Here is a 19,296-nt window from a genome sequence, read left to right on the forward strand (position 1 = left end):
CGGGGAGGAGAGGTGAATTTTGGGGACAAAAAAACCGCCTGATAGCGGTTATTTTGTTGCCTTGCGGTGGTAGCACACCGGGTTGGCAGATTTGCGGCAATGCACTCGGCATGAATAATGCTCCTGAGTATGCAGATCCGCAAGCACATGTTTTGTGTTTACGAGCCGCCATCCAGTTTCGAATGTAAAAGGATGAAACTGCATTTCACCTCTTTTCAGTCCATTTCGGCTGTAATACTGTTGCCCCCGGCCTGCTTCGCTGGTGTAGCAACCAGTCACCGGGCCCGGAAGCAGTTCCGTAACCTACGCGGCAATGTACTCATTTGCCTGGTTCTGCCTTTTCCGGTGAAGAAGGAACCCGCGTAGCTTGTACAGGAACGTACGCAATGGAGATGCGAATCACTGCGCTGATCGTTGCGATTGGTTTACTGCTTACCGCGCTGCACGGTGGCTGGAACATATCCGACATCACGGTGCTGTTTGTCGTCAACCTCGGCAACTAGCTGCTGACCGCTCGCAAGAGCGGCCTTCTGAATTCCCGGCGCCTTTTCCCGCATCGCATATAATTGTGTAATAAATACTCACACTCTTTATCCGGACGTACCGGACGCTTCCCAATAAAAGTCAAAACAGTAAAAGACGGGTGAATAATACTCACGCCAACCGTAACGCCTCACGGCACAGCGCCTGTCTCGTTGGAGTCATTTTATGAAGTTGCCCTTTAAGCCACATCTGCTTGTCCTTCTGTGCAGTGCCGGGCTGTTTGCCGCCTCAGGCGTCATGTTTGTCAAAAGTCGTGCAACGGAACCCGTTGCGCCAGCCCCCGTCGCGCAACCACCGTCAGCGCCTACCGCAGCCCAGCCGGCCCCTGTCGTCGCGCCAACCTACACTGCCGCGCAAATCGATCAGTGGGTTGCCCCCATCGCGCTCTACCCGGATGCCCTGCTGTCACAAATCTTGATGGCCTCGACCTACCCGGCCAACGTGATTCAAGCGGCGCAGTGGTCCAAAGACAACCCCAAAATGGAAGGGGACGCCGCGATTCAGGCCGTTGCCAGCCAGCCCTGGGATCCCAGCGTAAAATCCCTGGTCGCGTTTCCTCAGCTTATGTCGCTGATGGGAGAGAATCCGCCGTGGGTACAAAATCTGGGCGATGCGTTTCTCGCGCAGCCGAAAGATGTAATGGATTCCGTTCAACGCCTGCGTGCGCTGGCGCAGAAGACCGGCGCCTTGCAATCTACGCCTCAGCAGACGGTCACCACGGTGACGAAACCCGCACCGGCAAAAACCAGCACCACCGAGTCAACGTCAACCACCACGTCCGCACCGGCCCCGACGGTGATCAAAATTGAATCTGCCGACCCGCAGGTGGTTTACGTCCCCACCTATAATCCCAATACGGTTTACGGGACCTGGCCTAATACCGCCTATCCGCCAACCTATCTCCCGCCGTCACCCGGGGAGCAGTTTGGCAATAGCTTCGTCAACGGCTTAGGTTTCAGCCTGGGTGTCGCCACAACTTATGCTATCTTCAGCAACATCGACTGGGATGATGACGATGACTGGGACCATCATCATGACGGTGACTGGGATAATCACGGCGGCTACAACCGCAACGGTGATAACAACATCAATATTAACGTTGAGAACTTCAATAAAATCAGCGGACAACGTCTGACGGACGCCAACCGTACCTGGCAGCACAACCCGGCCTATCGGGAAGGTGTCCCCTACCCGACAAACCAGCTCAACACGCGTTTCCACTCCACCAACACGGCCACGGGGCTTAGTGCAACGCAACAACCGGTTAATCGCGATAGCCAGCGTCAGGCGGCGCTGAGCCAGATGGAGAAATCGACAGGTAAAACCTTCCCACAGACTGCTCGCCCGGGCACGAAAGCGGCGCAGCGACAGGCCTCAAGTGAACAGCTGAAACAGATTTCTCAGCGCAATAACTACCGTGGCTATGACACCAAACCGCAGACGGCGAAGCGGGCCACCACGCAGCAGCGAGAAAACCGCCAGACCACCGCGCAGAGACAAGAGCAACGGGTTCAGCCTTCTCAGCAACGTCCCTTCCAGCAGCGAAACAGTCAGCTCCGGGCTAATGCACTGAGCGGCAACGACAGCCGTTCCGCCAACTGGCAGGCGCAGCAGCAGCGTGGCGCGCAAAGCAGACACCTCGCCGCTCGTCAGCAGCAGCTACGCCCGGCAGCGGCTGGACGTGCTGAACACCGTGAATCCCGTCATCGCTAAGGGAGCCGACATGAAACGTAAATTACTCAGTGGAATGGTGTTGTTCATGGTCTCGGCGACCGTCATGGCGCAGCAATCCTTCAGCTCACCAGAACAGGCTACCAATGCGCTGGAAAGCGCCATCCGCGATCAAAACGAAAGCGCGATGAGCAACCTGCTCGGTAAGAACTGGCGCGACTTCCTGCCCCCTGAAGGCGTTGATCCTGACGCAGTCGATCGCTTTCTGCGCGACTGGAAAGTCAGTCATAACACCATTGTCGAAGGCGATAAAGCGCATCTGGTTGTCGGAGACAGCGGCTGGCAACTTCCCATTCCGGTGATCAAAACCGCCTCCGGCTGGCAGTTTGACATCAAAGAAGGCGCCGAGGAGATCCTGACCCGCGAAATTGGGCGCAACGAACTCGCCGCCATTGAAGCTCTGCATGCCTACGTGGATGCGCAGCAAAGCTATTTTGCGATGAACCAGAAATACGCGGAGAAGATTGTCAGCTCTGAAGGGAAGAAGGACGGTCTGTACTGGCCCGTCTCGCCCGGCGAAGCGCCAAGCCCGCTTGGTCCGGCGTTCAGTCCGAAAGAGCCGGGTGCGGGTTACCATGGCTATCGCTTCCGCATCCTGCCGGATAAAAATGGCTTTGCCATGGTTGCCTGGCCTGTGAGCTACGGTCAGACGGGGATAATGAGCTTTGTAATTAACCAAGACGATCGAGTCTATCAGCGAGATCTTGGAAAGGAAACGGAAGATGCAGTGCAGGCAATCGGGCAGTTTACATCAGAAAATCCTTGGCAAAAGGTAACGCCTTAATCACTGCCCGGCGAAAGTGCTGGGCAGCGGTCACTTTTAATTCAAATTTTATTTAACGAAGCTATAGGTGATATTGCCTTGTAAGTTTGCCGGCATTTTTGAAATGTCGGTTCTTGCCTCTTCGCCCCACTCAAAGACTTGATCATCATCACGCAACGCGATAAAGCGATAGCCACACGAATAGATAGCGCGAATATTGTATAATTCATGAGCTATCGAGGTAGTATCTCCGCCTTCGTATTTATCTCCCCAGGCTAATACAGTGCCATCACGACGAAGCGCCGCAAATGCATTCCAGGCACCACCTGTCAGAGAAACTACATTTGTTACATTTTGGGGCATACGATTAGCGACATGCCCCCAGCAGTATACGTCTCCATCTGATGTTAAAAATGCATAGCTGCCATTAATAGCAGCCTGAACATCGATAATATTAGTCAGACACGCAATTTCTTGTGGCAGCTCGCTTAAGTAATACGATTGTCCCCAAAAAACCACACTACCATTTTTTCTCAAAGCAATGAAAGTTGTATCAGTGCTATGTATAGAAACAATGTCCGACAGGTTTGCTATATTGTCTGGTATATCAGCACCGTATTTAGCACTTCCCCATGCAAAAATATTGCCTGTAGCCCTGAGCGCCACAAATGTACCAGTATTACTGTGTAATGCGATAACATCGTTAACTTCTTTTAAATGAATCGGCAACTCGCCTCCGTATGCACCATCCCCCCATGCGATCACGTGACCATTTTGGGTGATTCCTGCAAAGGCATATTCCGTAGTCTGGATAGCGACGAAATCCTTGCGTTCAGCAATATCTTTCGGAAAATCGTCACGAGGCGCACCGTCTGTCCACTGCACTACCTGATTGTTAGCCCGCAACGCAAGATAAGAATTGCTTCCGCTATCAAACCCATATTCAGCTACTTTAATAGCTACTATGTCGGTCAGTGCTGCAATGTGATCCGGCAGAGGATTATTACCATCAACAGACCAGGTAAAAACCTGTCCATTAGAGTTAATGGCGGCAGAAATTTCTCGCCCACCGTAAATAGCCCTAACATTATGATTACGATCGCTGGTCGGAGAAGTACCACCGCTTTCTGGCATACCCCACGCTTCAACAACACCATCATTTTTAATAGCGGCCAATGCGCCACCTGAACCACCAATATTGCTGATATTAATAACGTCACCCAGACGATAGATATCAGAGTTTGCCAGCAGTCGCACGTCGGGACGTGTATCGGTAAAAATGGGGCCAGTATGGCGAGGTGTGGATTCATCCTCATACCACCAGTCAACGCTCACGGGCAGTAGAGTCTCTTTATCAAGCGCAATCAGTTTGTGTGTTGAACTTGCCCAGGCATTTCCTAATTGCGTTCTGGCTCCCATAACTTTTAAATCACGAATATCAGATATTGAAACATAACTATTCATAATACATCCTTTTATTGAAAATATACCTCCGAAATAGTTATATACCCTTTAAATATTATGTCAAACCGGCAAATCAATTTTTAGAATATTTTCCCAAACGATATTGATATGAATTTTATATAATAATAATCAATGGAGAACTCTAAAATATTTACCTAATAAATAACCGTTTAAGGAAGGCTGAATATTTAATTATATATTAATAACTAAGAATAGAATTAAAAAAAACGCCTCCGAAGGAGGCGCTTAGCAATCACAACAAAACTTATTTCTTCTTCGCTTTCGCGTTTGGCAGGTCAGTGATGCTACCTTCAAACACTTCTGCCGCCAGGCCCACGGACTCGTGCAGAGTCGGGTGCGCGTGGATGGTCAGCGCGATGTCTTCCGCGTCACAGCCCATTTCGATAGCCAGACCGATTTCACCCAGCAGCTCACCGCCGTTGGTGCCGACAATTGCACCACCGATAACGCGGTGAGTCTCTTTGTCGAAGATCAGTTTGGTCATACCGTCTGCGCAGTCGGACGCGATAGCACGGCCAGAAGCAGCCCACGGGAAGGTGGCGGTTTCGTAGCTGATGCCTTTCTCTTTCGCTTCTTTCTCGGTCAGACCGACCCATGCAACTTCTGGCTCGGTGTACGCGATAGATGGGATCACTTTCGGATCGAAGTAGTGCTTCATGCCGGCGATAACTTCAGCGGCAACGTGACCTTCGTGAACGCCTTTGTGCGCCAGCATAGGCTGACCGACGATGTCGCCGATAGCAAAGATGTGCGGCACGTTGGTGCGCAGCTGTTTGTCAACGCGGATGAAGCCACGGTCGTCCACTTCCACGCCAGCTTTGCCCGCGTCGAGGTTTTTACCGTTCGGTACACGACCGATAGCCACCAGCACGGCGTCGTAACGCTGTGGTTCGGATGGGGCTTTTTTGCCTTCCATGGAAACGTAAATACCGTCTTCTTTCGCTTCAACGGCAGTCACTTTGGTTTCCAGCATCAGGTTGAATTTCTTGCTGATGCGCTTGGTGAAGACTTTAACGATGTCTTTGTCAGCTGCCGGGATAACCTGGTCGAACATTTCAACCACGTCAATGTCTGAACCCAGCGCATGGTACACGGTCCCCATTTCCAGACCGATGATACCGCCGCCCATAACCAGCAGACGCTTAGGAACGGTTTTCAGCTCCAGGGCATCAGTGGAATCCCACACGCGTGGATCTTCATGTGGAATGAATGGCAGTTCGATTGGGCGAGAGCCTGCCGCGATGATCGCGTTGTCGAAGTTGATAACGGTTTTGCCGTTTTCGCCTTCCACTTCCAGGGTGTTCGCACCGGTGAATTTACCCAGACCGTTAACCACTTTGACCTTACGGCCTTTGGCCATACCCGCCAGACCGCCGGTCAGCTGAGTGATAACTTTCTCTTTCCAGGTACGGATTTTGTCGATATCGGTTTTTGGCTCGCCGAAGACGATACCGTGTTCAGCCAGCGCTTTGGCTTCTTCGATAACTTTCGCTACGTGCAGCAGCGCTTTAGAAGGGATACAGCCGACGTTCAGACAAACACCGCCGAGGGTGCTGTAACGTTCTACGATGACGGTTTCCAGACCTAAATCCGCTGCACGAAATGCTGCGGAGTAACCTGCCGGGCCTGCCCCAAGTACTACGACCTGAGTTTTGATTTCTGTGCTCATCATGACCTCTTAGTTTATACCCGTCGTCCACCGGGTCGTTCTATCCGCCCGCAGTTTACAAAATTGTTAACAATTTTGAAACAACAAACGGCTCACGAATTGTCGCTTTCACCAATAACCTCATAAACACCATGAGATTATCAGAAAAAAGCCGGCCGACTGGCCGGCTTTTCGATTACATCACCAGGCGGCGAATGTCGCTCAGCATGTTGTTGATGATGGTGATGAAACGCGCACCATCAGCCCCGTCGATCACGCGGTGGTCGAAGGACAGAGAGATTGGCATCATCAGACGCGGCACGAACTCTTTGCCATTCCACACCGGCTCCATCGCGGACTTGGACACACCGAGGATAGCCACTTCCGGCGCGTTAACAATCGGCGCGAAGTGGGTGGTACCCAGGCCGCCGATGCTGGAGATAGTGAAGCAGCCGCCCTGCATTTCGCCGGCAGTCAGCTTACCATCACGCGCTTTCTTGGAGATGGTGGTCAGTTCACGAGACAGCTCGGTAATGCTCTTCTTGTTCACGTCCTTGAAGACCGGAACAACCAGACCATTTGGCGTATCTACCGCAACACCGATATTGATGTATTTCTTCAGCGTCAGCTTCTGGCCGTCTTCAGACAGGGAGCTGTTGAAGCGTGGCATCTGCTCCAGAGCAGCGGCAACGGCTTTCATGATGAAGACCACTGGGGTGAATTTCACGTCCAGCTTACGCTTCTCGGCTTCGGCGTTCTGCTGTTTACGGAACGCTTCCAGATCGGTGATATCGGTTTTGTCGAAGTGGGTAACGTGCGGGATCATCACCCAGTTACGGCTCAGGTTCGCACCAGAGATTTTCTGGATACGGCCCAGTTCCACTTCTTCGATTTCGCCGAACTTGCTGAAGTCCACTTTCGGCCATGGCAGCATGCCCGGGATACCGCCGCCAGCGGCTGCCGCAGGTGCAGCTTCGGCGCGTTTCACCGCGTCTTTCACGTAAGCCTGAACGTCTTCGCGCAGGATACGACCCTTACGGCCGGTCCCTTTCACTTTCGCCAGGTTCACACCGAATTCGCGCGCCAGGCGACGAATCAGCGGAGTCGCGTGGACGTAAGCGTCGTTTTCAGCGAACTCTGATTTTTCTGCTTTTGCAGCAGGGGCAGCGGCTGGTTTAGCAGCCTGAGCCGGTGCAGCAGCCGGTGCTGGAGCAGCCGCGGCAGCCGGAGCTGCGGCAGGCGCAGCGCCTTCCACTTCGAAGACCATGATCAGGGAGCCGGTAGACACTTTGTCGCCAGTGCTGATTTTGATCTCTTTAACGGTACCCGCGAACGGCGCAGGCACTTCCATGGAAGCCTTGTCGCCTTCAACGGTGATCAGTGACTGTTCAGCGGCAACTTTGTCGCCCACTTTTACCATCACTTCGGTGACTTCAACTTCGTCACCGCCGATGTCCGGTACGTTAACATCTTTCGCGCCGCCAGCAGCGGCTGGTGCTGCGGCCGGAGCCGGAGCAGCGGCCTGTGCAGGCGCGGCAGCAGGTGCAGCACCCGCCACTTCGAAGATCATGATAAGCGACCCGGTAGACACTTTATCGCCGGTGTTGATCTTGATCTCTTTTACGGTACCGGCGAATGGCGCTGGTACTTCCATAGAGGCTTTGTCGCCTTCTACGGTGATCAGTGACTGCTCGGCCGCAACGGTATCGCCCACTTTCACCAGGATTTCAGTGACTTCAACTTCGTCACCGCCGATGTCAGGCACGTTCACTTCTTTCGCTGCTGCGGCAGCTGCTGGAGCAGCGGCGGCCGGAGCGGCTTCTTTCTTCTCTTCCTGCGCAGGTGCAGCTGCTGCTGCACCGTCGGCGGAATCGAAAATCATGATCAGTTTGCCAGTCTCGGTTTTATCGCCAACGGAGACTTTGATCTCCTTAACGATGCCAGCCTGAGGAGACGGGACTTCCATAGAGGCTTTGTCGCCTTCTACGGTGATCAGCGACTGTTCAGCTTCAACTTTGTCGCCCACTTTGACCAGGATCTCGGTGATTTCAACTTCATCAGCCCCGATGTCCGGTACATTGATTTCGATAGCCATTATTCTTTTACCTCTTACGCCAGACGCGGGTTAACTTTTTCTGCATCGATGTTGAATTTGGTAATTGCGTCCGCAACCACTTTCTTATCGATTTCGCCACGTTTAGCCAGTTCGCCCAGTGCTGCTACAACCACGTAAGAAGCATCAACTTCGAAGTGGTGACGCAGGTTTTCGCGGCTGTCAGAACGACCGAAGCCGTCAGTACCCAGAACGCGATAATCATCAGCTGGAACGTAAGTACGAACCTGCTCAGCGAACAGTTTCATATAGTCAGTAGACGCCACCGCTGGCGCGTCGTTCATCACCTGAGCGATGTACGGTACGCGTGGGGTTTCCATTGGGTGCAGCATGTTCCAGCGCTCACAATCCTGGCCATCACGCGCCAGTTCGGTGAAGGAAGTCACAGAGTAAACGTCGGAACCGACACCGTAGTCTTTCGCCAGGATCTGCGCTGCTTCACGAACGTGACGCAGGATAGAACCGGAGCCCAGCAGCTGAACTTTACCTTTGCTACCTTCAATGGTTTCGAGTTTGTAGATACCTTTACGGATACCTTCCTCGGCACCTGCTGGCATTGCCGGCATGTGGTAGTTTTCGTTCAGGGTGGTGATGTAGTAGTAAATGTTCTCTTGCGCTTCACCGTACATGCGCTGCAGACCGTCATGCATGATGACAGCAACTTCGTACGCGTAAGACGGGTCGTAAGAGATACAGTTAGGAATAGTCAGAGACTGAATGTGGCTGTGGCCATCTTCGTGCTGCAGACCTTCACCGTTCAGGGTCGTACGACCGGAAGTACCACCGATCAGGAAGCCGCGAGCCTGCTGGTCGCCTGCCTGCCAGCACAGGTCACCGATACGCTGGAACCCGAACATGGAGTAGTAGATGTAGAACGGAATCATCGGCAGGTTGTTGGTGCTGTAAGAGGTCGCAGCAGCCAGCCAGGATGCGCCTGCGCCCAGCTCGTTGATACCTTCCTGCAGAATCTGACCTTTCTCGTCTTCTTTGTAGTATGCAACCTGCTCACGGTCCTGCGGGGTGTACTGCTGGCCGTTCGGGCTGTAAATACCGATCTGACGGAACAGACCTTCCATACCGAAAGTACGCGCTTCGTCGGCGATGATTGGCACCAGGCGATCTTTGATCGACTTGTTCTTCAGCATCACGTTCAGGGCACGAACGAAAGCGATGGTGGTAGAGATCTCTTTGTTCTGCTCTTCCAGCAGCTGAGAGAAGTCTTCCAGCGCCGGCAGTTCCAGCTTCTCGGTGAAGTTAGGCTGACGAGCTGGCAGGTAGCCTTTCAGCGCCTGACGACGTTCGTGCAGGTACTTGTACTCTTCAGAGCCTTCCGGGAAGGTGATGTAAGACAGGTTTTCTACCTGCTCATCGGTCACTGGAACGTTGAAACGGTCGCGGATATAGCGCACGCCGTCCATGTTCATTTTCTTAACCTGGTGAGCGATGTTTTTACCTTCTGCGGTATCACCCATGCCGTAACCTTTGATGGTGTGGGCCAGGATTACAGTCGCTTTACCTTTGGTTTCACGCGCTTTTTTCAGTGCAGCGTAGATTTTCTTCGGATCGTGACCACCGCGGTTCAGGGCCCAGATCTGCTCATCAGTCCAGTCGGCAACCAGCGCTGCGGTTTCAGGGTATTTACCGAAGAAGTGCTCACGCACGTAGGCACCGTCTTTGGATTTGAAGGTCTGATAATCGCCGTCAACGGTTTCGTTCATCAGCTGGATCAGTTTACCGCTGGTGTCTTTACGCAGCAGTTCGTCCCAACGGGAACCCCACATGACTTTGATCACGTTCCAGCCAGCACCTGCGAAGATGCCTTCCAGTTCGTTGATGATCTTGCCGTTACCGGTTACCGGACCATCCAGACGCTGCAGGTTACAGTTGATGATGAAGCACAGGTTGTCCAGCTTCTCACGGGTTGCGATGGTGATCGCACCTTTAGATTCTGGCTCATCCATTTCGCCGTCGCCCAGGAAGGCGTAAACGGTCTGCTCAGAGGTATCTTTCAGACCACGGTGTTCCAGATACTTCAGGAATTTAGCCTGGTAGATCGCACCGATTGGGCCCAGACCCATAGATACGGTCGGGAACTGCCAGAATTCAGGCATCAGTTTAGGGTGCGGATAAGAAGACAGACCTTTACCGTGAACTTCCTGACGGAAGTTGTTCATCTGTTCTTCAGTCAGACGACCTTCCAGGAATGCACGTGCATAGATGCCCGGAGAGATGTGGCCCTGGAAGTACACCAGATCGCCGCCGTCTTTCTCGTTCGCTGCACGGAAGAAGTGGTTGAAGCACACTTCGTAAACGGTCGCAGAAGACTGGAAGGACGCCATGTGGCCACCCAGTTCCAGGTCTTTCTTGGACGCGCGCAGAACGGTCATGATGGCGTTCCAGCGGATTGCAGAACGGATACGACGTTCCAGATCCAGATTGCCCGGGTATTCCGGTTCGTCTTCAACGGCAATCGTGTTTACGTAGTTGCTAGCCCCTGCACCTGAAGCAACCTTCACGCCGCCTTTGCGAGCTTCAGAAAGCAGCTGATCAATCAGATACTGAGCGCGCTCAACACCTTCTTCACGGATGACCGATTCGATCGCCTGTAGCCAGTCGCGAGTTTCGATCGGATCCACGTCATTTTGGAGACGTTCTGACATGGGGGTATTCCTTATCTATCTAATACGTTGATTTGTCTGGAACCTGTCCCATTGTGCTCTTGGGCAAGAACACAATAAGACAGGTTCTGCGTTTAGTTGCCGCGCTCTAAAAGTACCTGGCGCTTAATCCTTTCGTTGCTGTATGCGGCGTAATGAACGTTCGCGACGCGATTGTTCACGGCTGCGGTCCAGCAAGATTTCCTCAATGAAAGCCAGGTGACGGTGCGACGCTTCGCGCGCCTGCTCCGGCTCCCCGGCCATTATCGCCTCGAATACTCGGGTGCGATGGTTGCTTACCAGCGGGAGCATCTCCCGACGGGCATACAACAATTCAAAATTCTGACGAACGTTCTGGGCCAGCATCGGCTCCATGCAGCGTAGCAGATGGAGGAGCACCACGTTGTGTGCCGCTTCGGTGACGGCGATTTGATACTGGACAACGGCGCTGGACTCGGCGTCTAAATCGCCGGACTGCTGTGCCCGTTCAATGGCCTGATGCAGTTCGCGGATACGCACGCGATCTTCATCAGTGCTGCGAAGGGCGGCGTAATAGGCCGCAATACCTTCAAGCGCGTGACGGGTCTCAAGCAGGTCAAACTGGGATTCTGGGTGGTCAGAGAGAAGTTCTACCAGCGGATCGCTGAAGCTCTGCCACAGGCTGTTTTGCACAAAGGTTCCGCCGCCCTGGCGACGAAGCAGCAAGCCCTTTGCTTCGAGGCGTTGAATCGCCTCACGCAGAGAGGGACGTGAAACGTCGAACTGTTTTGCCAGCTCGCGTTCTGGCGGAAGTTTTTCACCCGGGCGCAGGGTCCCTTCGAGGATTAAAAACTCCAGCTGCTGCTCAATCACATCAGATAGTTTTGGTTGGCGAATTTTGCTGTAGGCCATATTCCCTGTCTTACGCCTTTTTGCCCGGAGTCAATTGGTCTTACCAATTTCTAGTTCGTATCGCTAAAGTAACAAAGTATTCACCTTCTGTCCATATTGGTTTTGATTGAAATCAGTAAACCCTGCACATTTTAACAACCTTACAGAAATAACGTTTCAGAAATGTAACTTTGCACAAATGAGTTGATTACTCCCAAAGAGGGAGTTTTAACCATAATGAAACGAGGGGTTTTGCAATCTGAAGCGATTCAACATGGCAAATAATGAAAATTCGCCCACTTAAGAAGCATTTCTATTCTATAGGTTGGGTTAGGAAGAATAAGCGGGCCGATTTACAAATGCTTTCTTTTTATTCAAGTCGTCAGCATCCCTTCATAAAGCAGGTGCATTCGCAGGCGCTTACCACTATTCTGGCGCTTACGGAAGTCATCTCCGCTTTTTTCGGTTTGTTTAACCGTAAAGAAATAAATACAGAATATGGACTTTCATAATTACACACGCACAGCGTGAACATAACAACCACACACGAGGTTTCAAATGGAAGCTCAACAGCACGGCGATCAGCTAAAGCGCGGACTTAAAAACCGCCATATACAGCTCATCGCACTGGGCGGTGCGATTGGTACCGGCCTGTTTCTGGGCAGCGCATCCGTTATCCAGTCAGCCGGTCCGGGTATTATTTTGGGTTACGCGATTGCGGGTTTCATTGCTTTTTTGATCATGCGCCAGCTTGGCGAAATGGTCGTTGAAGAGCCGGTCGCAGGCTCGTTCAGCCACTTTGCCTATAAATACTGGGGCAGCTTTGCGGGCTTCGCCTCCGGCTGGAACTACTGGGTGCTGTACGTTCTGGTTGCTATGGCCGAGCTGACCGCCGTCGGGAAGTACATTCAGTTCTGGTATCCGGAGATCCCCACATGGGCGTCTGCTGCAGCCTTCTTCGTGATTATCAACGCCATTAACCTGACCAACGTAAAAGTGTTCGGCGAGATGGAGTTCTGGTTTGCCATTATCAAAGTCATTGCCGTTGTGGCGATGATCATCTTCGGTGGCTGGCTGCTGTTCAGCGGCAACGGCGGCCCGCAGGCTACCGTGCGTAACCTCTGGGAACAGGGCGGCTTCCTGCCTCACGGCATGACCGGTCTGGTGATGATGATGGCAATCATTATGTTCTCCTTCGGCGGCCTGGAGCTGGTGGGTATTACCGCTGCCGAAGCCGATAACCCGGAGCAAAGCATCCCGAAAGCCACAAATCAGGTTATCTACCGTATTCTGATCTTCTATGTGGGCTCACTGGCCGTGCTGCTCTCCCTGCTGCCGTGGACGCGCGTGACCGCTGACACCAGCCCGTTTGTTCTCATCTTCCACGAGCTGGGCGATACCTTTGTCGCCAACGCCCTGAACATCGTGGTGCTGACCGCAGCGCTCTCCGTTTACAACAGCTGCGTATACTGCAACAGCCGTATGCTGTTCGGCCTGGCCCAGCAGGGCAACGCGCCGAAGATGCTGCTCAACGTGGATAAACGCGGCGTGCCGGTGAATACCATCATTGTTTCAGCCATCGTGACCGCGCTGTGCGTGCTGATTAACTACATGGCACCGGAATCGGCGTTTGGCCTGCTGATGGCGCTGGTAGTCTCTGCTCTGGTTATCAACTGGGCGATGATCAGCCTGGCGCACATGAAGTTCCGCCGCGCGAAACAGCAGCAGGGCGTCACCACGCGCTTCCCTGCCCTGCTCTATCCGCTGGGTAACTGGATTTGCCTGCTGTTTATGGCGGCCGTGCTGGTGATCATGCTGATCACGCCGGGCATGGCGATTTCCGTCTACCTGATCCCGGTCTGGATTGCGATCCTTGGCGTTGGCTATCTCTTCAGCCAGAAAAGCCGTAATGCCATGAAGGCGCACTAAACCTCTCGCCGCGGCACCTGCTTTTGCGGGTGCCGCGCGTTGTTACCTCCTTCACACTTTCACGCCAACAGCACATTTATCCATATCACCGCCCTGATACTGCAACGCATATATTCCTTTGCCAGCGAATAATTCTCCCCATACCGTAAACCGGAGAGCTGTCGATGGATAACAACAAACTGTCAGTAAAAGAAAAGATCGGCTATGGGATGGGCGACGCGGGATGCAACATCATCTTCGGCGCCATCATGCTGTTTGTTAACTATTTCTATACGGATATTTTTGGCCTGGCGCCTGCGCTGGTCGGCGTGCTGCTGCTGTCCGTCCGCGTGATTGACGCCGTAACGGACCCGATCATGGGGGCGATTGCCGACCGTACCCGCAGTAAATATGGTCGGTTTCGTCCATGGCTGCTGTGGATTGCGTTCCCCTACGCGCTGTTCAGCATTCTGATGTTCACCACCCCGGAGTGGAGCTATAACAGCAAAGTTATCTATGCGTTTGTCACCTACTTCCTGCTCTCGTTAACCTATACGGCCATCAACATCCCTTACTGCTCGTTAGGTGGAGTGATCACCAACGATCCAAAAGAGCGCGTGGCCTGCCAGTCGTATCGCTTTGTGCTGGTCGGCATCGCCACGCTGCTGCTCTCCTTAACGCTGCTGCCGATGGCCGACTGGTTTGGCGGGGATAACAAAGCCAAAGGCTACCAGATGGCGATGACCGTCCTGGCGCTGATTGGTACCTGTATGTTCCTGTTCTGCTTCGCCACCGTGCGCGAGCGCGTGCGTCCGGCAGTGCAGACCAACGACGAGCTGAAAAACGACCTGAAAGACGTGTGGAAAAACGACCAGTGGGTGCGCATTTTGCTGCTCACGCTGTGCAACGTCTGCCCGGGCTTTATCCGCATGGCGGCGACCATGTATTACGTCACCTGGGTGATGGGCCAGAGCACCCACTTCGCCACGCTGTTTATCAGCCTGGGCGTTGTCGGCATGATGCTTGGCAGCGTGCTGGCGAAAGTGCTGACCGACCGCTGGTGTAAGCTGAAGGTCTTCTTCTGGACCAATATCGTGCTGGCGGCATTCTCCTGCGCCTTCTATTTCTTCGACCCGAAAGCCACCGTTACCATCGTGGTGCTCTATTTCCTGCTTAACATCCTGCACCAGATCCCGTCTCCGCTGCACTGGTCGCTGATGGCTGACGTGGACGACTACGGCGAATGGAAAACCGGGAAGCGCATCACCGGGATCAGCTTCTCGGGTAACATCTTCTTCCTGAAACTTGGCCTGGCGATTGCCGGGGCGATGGTCGGCTTCCTGCTCTCCTGGTACGGTTATGACGCGGGCGCAAAAGCGCAAAGCGCGGACGCCATCAACGGGATCGTGCTGCTCTTTACCGTCATTCCGGGCATTGGATACTTAATTACCGCTGGGGTGGTACGTCTGCTGAAGGTGGACCGCGAAACCATGAAGCAGATCCAGGCCGATCTGGAAAAGCGTCGCACCAACTACCGCGAACTGAACGACTATCAGGAACTCAAAGCCGCTGAGACTAAATAAGGAAAGCCGCATGCATAACTGGCCAAACCCGTTTATCGAACAACGCGCCGACCCGTACATTTTACGCCATGAGGGACAGTACTATTTTATTGCCTCCGTGCCGCAGTACGACAGGCTGGCGATCCGCCGCGCGGACTCGCTGGAAGGACTACGCGGCGCTGAAGAAGTGGTGGTCTGGCGTAAACCCGAGACCGGCCCGATGAGCCAGCTAATCTGGGCGCCAGAACTGCACCACATTGACGGAAAGTGGTACATCTATTTTGCCGCGACGCACACCCAGGCGCTCGACGCGCTCGGGATGTTCCAGCACCGCATGTTTGCGATTGAGTGTGCGGACCGCGATCCGCTCAGCGGTACCTGGATCGAGAAAGGGCAAATCAACACCCCGTTCGACACCTTCGCCCTGGACGCCACCACCTTTGTTCATCAGGGCAAACGCTGGTACCTGTGGGCGCAAAAAGCCCCGGATATTTCCGGTAACTCTAACCTCTATCTGTGTGAAATGGAGAACCCGTGGACGCTGAAAGGCGAGCCGGTAATGCTCAGCAAGCCAGAATACGACTGGGAATGCCGTGGTTTCTGGGTCAACGAAGGTCCGGCGGTGCTGGTTCACGGCGATAAGCTGTTTATCAGCTACTCCGCCAGCGCCACCGATGAGAACTACTGCATGGGGTTACTGTGGATAGACCTGAACGCCGATCCGCAAAACCCGGCAAACTGGCACAAATCCCCTCGCCCGGTTTTCGTCACCAGCTACGAGAACCGCCAGTACGGGCCAGGCCACAACAGCTTTACGCAAACGCCGGAAGGGGAAGATGTATTGGTGTACCACGCAAGAAATTACACCGAAATTGAAGGCGATCCGCTTTACGATCCGAACCGTCATACTCGCCTGAAGCTTGTCCGCTGGGACGAAAACGGGATGCCTGATTTCGGCATCCCGCCTGCGGATACGTTATAGCGTCTGCGGCGCGCTGGGTTACACCAGCGTGCCGTAAATCGTCAGCAGCGCCACAATCACCACCACCACAAACGAGGTTTTCTTCGCCATGGAGACGGCGGCTTTTGGCGTTTCGATCTTGTCGGTATGCGGTTCGCGCGCCAGCGAGAACTGCGCCAGGCGCGTCAACACCTGGTACTGGGACGTATGGCGGTCCCCAAGAGAAGCGAACCATGCGGGCAGCGCTTTTTCACCGTGCCCAATTAAGGCGTACACCACGCCCACCAGACGCACCGGGAGCCAGTCGAGCACGTGCAGGATGGCATCAATGCCGGACAGCAAACGCTCATGCGGCGTCAGATAACGGGCAAGCCAGGTCTGCCAGGCGCGCAGGAACGAATAGCCCATCAGCAGTACCGGCCCCCACGGGCCGCCCACCACAAACCAGAACAGCGGAGCAAGGTAGTAGCGGAAGTTAATCCACAGCAGCGCGTTTTGCAGCTCGCGCAGGAACTCGCGCTCGTCGCAGTCCGGCGGCACGCCGTGGATCATCGTCAGCTCGCTCGCCATCGCGCCGCGCGCGTGGGCATCGTCACGGGAGGCGGCTTTCAGGTAGGCGTGATAGTGCAAACGCACCTTGCCCGCACCAATGCACAGCACGCCGAGCAGGATCCACACCACCAGCAGCGGCACGTTGAAAAAGAGTCCGTACAGCGAGCGCAGCAGCAGGAAGGTAATAAGCATGACGCCCGCCATCATCAGCAGCGTGCGCAGCATGGAAAAGTGCTTGATGCGGCGGAATAACACCTCCAGCCGGTGATCCAGTTGCCAGTGCTCGCCGAGCTTGAACAGGCGTTCAGCGATGATAACCAGCAGCATGGTAAACAACGTCATGGTATCTCCTTATTCTGACGACGCGGCAAGCATGGCGCGAAACCGCGACCAGTCAAATGCCGGGCCGGGATCGGTTTTTCTCGCCGGAGCGATATCGCTGTGCCCGGTAATATTGTCGGCGATTGCCGGGTAGAGTCCGATAAGCGTGTGGGTAATAGCAACCAGCTGATGATACTGGGCATCGGTGTAGGGGGTAATGTCCGTGCCTTCCAGCTCAATCCCAATCGAGAAATCGTTGCACCGTTCGCGCCCGTGATACATCGATACCCCAGCATGCCAGGCGCGCTTATCAAAAGGAACATACTGAACCACCTCACCATCACGGCGAATCAGGCAGTGAGCCGACACGCGCAGATGCGCAATCTCAGCGAAGAAGGGATGAGCATTGGGATCTATCGTTCCCGTGAATAACGCATCGATCCACGGGCCGCCAAACTCACCCGGCGGGAGGCTAATATTATGAACCACCAGCAGTGTGGGCTTTTCATCCTCCGGGCGGCAATCGTGGTGCGGCGAGGGCACATGCCGCGCATCCACCAGCCATCCGTTTTCTAACAACATGCTGGAACTCCTTCTGTATGGTGCAATGACTCGGTTCAGAGTAGCATGTTTCAATATTATGATTCGTTACCAATTTGGAGTTTTATCATGCCGCCTCGCCGCTACAACCCCGACCACCGACGTGAAGCGCTTCTGGAACGTATTAATATGGATATTCCGGCAAGCGTCGCCCATGCGTTGAAAGAAGACCTGGGGGGTGACGTTAACGCCGATAAAGATATTACCGCACAATTGTTGCCAAAAGAGACACGCTCGCACGCGGTCATTATCACCCGTGAGGAGGGCGTTTTCTGCGGCAAGCGTTGGGTTGAAGAGGTCTTTACTCAGCTGGCGGGTGACGATGTACAGGTGACATGGCACGTTGATGATGGTGATGCAGTGACCGCCAATCAGCCGCTGTTCGAGCTGGACGGTCCTTCCCGCGTATTACTGACCGGCGAGCGTACCGCGCTCAATTTTGTCCAAACGCTCTCTGGCGTCGCCAGTGAAGTGCGCCGCTACGTTGACCTGCTGGCCGGCACCCGTACCCAGCTGCTTGATACCCGCAAAACGCTGCCGGGCCTGCGCACTGCGCTGAAGTACGCGGTGCTCTGCGGCGGCGGCGCAAACCATCGTCTGGGCTTATCCGATGCTTTCCTGATTAAAGAGAACCACATTATCGCTTCTGGCTCCGTGCGTCAGGCGGTGGAAAAGGCCTTCTGGCTGCATCCGGATGTGCCGGTTGAGGTGGAAGTTGAAAGCCTGGAAGAGCTGGAGCAGGCGATCAAGGCCGGGGCCGATATCATCATGCTCGATAACTTCGAGACGGAGCAGATGCGCGAGGCGGTGAAACTGACCAACGGCCGGGCCCAGCTTGAAGTGTCCGGAAACGTCACTTTCGAGACGATCCGTGAGTTCGCCGAAACCGGCGTGGATTACATCTCCGTTGGCGCGCTGACCAAGCACGTTCGCGCCCTCGATCTCTCAATGCGCTTCAAATAACGCACGCTCCCCTCTCTGCCCGGAGAGGGGAATTTCAGCCTCGCTCGCAAATCCATTGTCCTTCTCTGCAACACGGAATGAATTCTCTGAAGCTCCTTTCTCGTTCTCTTTTTTGCCCCTCGTTTCTGCCCTGTCCCGCTGACAAAGTAGCGCCACTTTGCATAAGGAGCAGATATGGACAGACAACAAGGATTCACACTCATTGAGCTGATGGTGGTCATTGGCATCATTGCGATTCTGAGCGCCATCGGCGTTCCCGCCTATCAGAACTACCTGCGTAAAGCAGCCCTCACCGATATGCTGCAAACTTTCGTTCCCTATCGCACTGCCATTGAGCTTTGCGCGCTCGATCGCGGCGGCGTGGAGAGCTGCGATGCCGGCAGTAACGGTATTCCCTCTCCTGCCACGACGCGTTACGTTTCAGAAATGAGCGTGGCGAAAGGGATCGTGACCTTAACAGGCCAGGAGAGCCTGAACGGGCTGACGGTAACCATGACGCCGCAGTGGAGCAACGGCAACGGTATGACGGGCTGGACGCGTGACTGCAATATCAGTGCTGACAGCGCGCTTAAGCAGGCCTGCGAAGACGTCTTCCGCTTCGACACTAACTAAGGAGCGG

General features: G+C 54.2%; 15 protein-coding genes. 8 read left to right on the forward strand and 7 right to left on the reverse strand.

The window, feature by feature from the left end; all coding sequences use genetic code 11:
• The first annotated feature begins 708 nt into the window (after positions 1-708).
• Together A6013_RS18385 and A6013_RS18390 are read left to right on the forward strand one after the other, a co-directional pair.
• The gene (locus tag A6013_RS18385; RefSeq protein ID WP_069733544.1) at positions 709-2,256 is read left to right on the forward strand and encodes a DUF3300 domain-containing protein; all 1,548 of its coding nucleotides are present in this window, start codon (positions 709-711) and stop codon (positions 2,254-2,256) included.
• Positions 2,257-2,266: 10 nt separating this feature from the next.
• On the forward strand, positions 2,267-3,058 hold the full coding sequence (locus A6013_RS18390) for a DUF2950 family protein (RefSeq protein WP_069733545.1): 792 nt from the start codon (positions 2,267-2,269) through the stop codon (positions 3,056-3,058).
• Positions 3,059-3,106: 48 nt separating this feature from the next.
• Here A6013_RS18390 and A6013_RS18395 read toward each other — a convergent pair whose 3' ends face one another.
• From A6013_RS18395 to pdhR, 5 genes are all read right to left on the reverse strand, one after another.
• Positions 3,107-4,501, reverse strand: a complete 1,395-nt coding sequence (locus A6013_RS18395; RefSeq protein ID WP_248035833.1) for a hypothetical protein — start codon at positions 4,499-4,501, stop codon at positions 3,107-3,109.
• Positions 4,502-4,766: 265 nt separating this feature from the next.
• On the reverse strand, positions 4,767-6,191 hold the full coding sequence (gene lpdA, locus A6013_RS18400; RefSeq protein ID WP_023332094.1) for a dihydrolipoyl dehydrogenase: 1,425 nt from the start codon (positions 6,189-6,191) through the stop codon (positions 4,767-4,769).
• A gap of 175 nt (positions 6,192-6,366) precedes the next feature.
• Positions 6,367-8,265, reverse strand: coding sequence for a pyruvate dehydrogenase complex dihydrolipoyllysine-residue acetyltransferase (gene aceF / locus A6013_RS18405; protein ID WP_045259471.1), 1,899 nt, complete (start codon positions 8,263-8,265; stop codon positions 6,367-6,369).
• 14 nt (positions 8,266-8,279) lie between these two features.
• Positions 8,280-10,943: a pyruvate dehydrogenase (acetyl-transferring), homodimeric type gene (gene aceE / locus A6013_RS18410; protein ID WP_013095597.1), complete on the reverse strand. Its 2,664-nt coding sequence runs from the start codon at positions 10,941-10,943 to the stop codon at positions 8,280-8,282.
• Positions 10,944-11,066: 123 nt separating this feature from the next.
• Positions 11,067-11,831 (reverse strand): pyruvate dehydrogenase complex transcriptional repressor PdhR, encoded by a 765-nt coding sequence (gene pdhR, locus A6013_RS18415; RefSeq protein WP_006173806.1) that lies wholly within the window; start codon positions 11,829-11,831, stop codon positions 11,067-11,069.
• Between the two features lie 263 nt (positions 11,832-12,094).
• Between pdhR and A6013_RS18420 the strand changes: the two genes are divergently transcribed.
• The 4 genes from A6013_RS18420 (at position 12,095) to A6013_RS18435 (ending at position 16,262) form a co-directional block, all read left to right on the forward strand.
• A complete protein-coding gene (locus A6013_RS18420; protein WP_082827687.1) occupies positions 12,095-12,322 on the forward strand; it encodes a hypothetical protein in 228 nt (75 codons plus the stop codon).
• A gap of 46 nt (positions 12,323-12,368) precedes the next feature.
• Complete coding sequence (gene aroP / locus A6013_RS18425) at positions 12,369-13,739, forward strand: aromatic amino acid transporter AroP (protein ID WP_028015528.1); 1,371 nt, start codon at positions 12,369-12,371, stop codon at positions 13,737-13,739.
• A gap of 164 nt (positions 13,740-13,903) precedes the next feature.
• Complete coding sequence (locus tag A6013_RS18430; RefSeq protein WP_045259469.1) at positions 13,904-15,301, forward strand: glycoside-pentoside-hexuronide (GPH):cation symporter; 1,398 nt, start codon at positions 13,904-13,906, stop codon at positions 15,299-15,301.
• A gap of 10 nt (positions 15,302-15,311) precedes the next feature.
• The gene (locus tag A6013_RS18435) at positions 15,312-16,262 is read left to right on the forward strand and encodes a family 43 glycosylhydrolase (RefSeq protein WP_045259468.1); all 951 of its coding nucleotides are present in this window, start codon (positions 15,312-15,314) and stop codon (positions 16,260-16,262) included.
• An 18-nt stretch (positions 16,263-16,280) separates the two neighbouring features.
• Here the strand turns inward: A6013_RS18435 and ampE are convergent, their stop codons facing one another.
• Together ampE and ampD are read right to left on the reverse strand one after the other, a co-directional pair.
• On the reverse strand, positions 16,281-17,135 hold the full coding sequence (gene ampE / locus A6013_RS18440; protein ID WP_041911235.1) for a beta-lactamase regulator AmpE: 855 nt from the start codon (positions 17,133-17,135) through the stop codon (positions 16,281-16,283).
• A 9-nt stretch (positions 17,136-17,144) separates the two neighbouring features.
• The gene (gene ampD / locus A6013_RS18445) at positions 17,145-17,696 is read right to left on the reverse strand and encodes a 1,6-anhydro-N-acetylmuramyl-L-alanine amidase AmpD (protein ID WP_069733546.1); all 552 of its coding nucleotides are present in this window, start codon (positions 17,694-17,696) and stop codon (positions 17,145-17,147) included.
• Between the two features lie 87 nt (positions 17,697-17,783).
• Between ampD and nadC the strand changes: the two genes are divergently transcribed.
• Positions 17,784-18,677: a carboxylating nicotinate-nucleotide diphosphorylase gene (gene nadC, locus A6013_RS18450; protein WP_045259465.1), complete on the forward strand. Its 894-nt coding sequence runs from the start codon at positions 17,784-17,786 to the stop codon at positions 18,675-18,677.
• A gap of 174 nt (positions 18,678-18,851) precedes the next feature.
• Complete coding sequence (ppdD, locus tag A6013_RS18455) at positions 18,852-19,289, forward strand: prepilin peptidase-dependent pilin (protein ID WP_048960892.1); 438 nt, start codon at positions 18,852-18,854, stop codon at positions 19,287-19,289.
• Positions 19,290-19,296: the final 7 nt, after the last annotated feature.

The sequence above is a fragment of the Enterobacter sp. IF2SW-B1 genome (genome assembly GCF_001743375.1).
Taxonomy (GTDB): Bacteria; Pseudomonadota; Gammaproteobacteria; order Enterobacterales; family Enterobacteriaceae; genus Enterobacter; species Enterobacter bugandensis.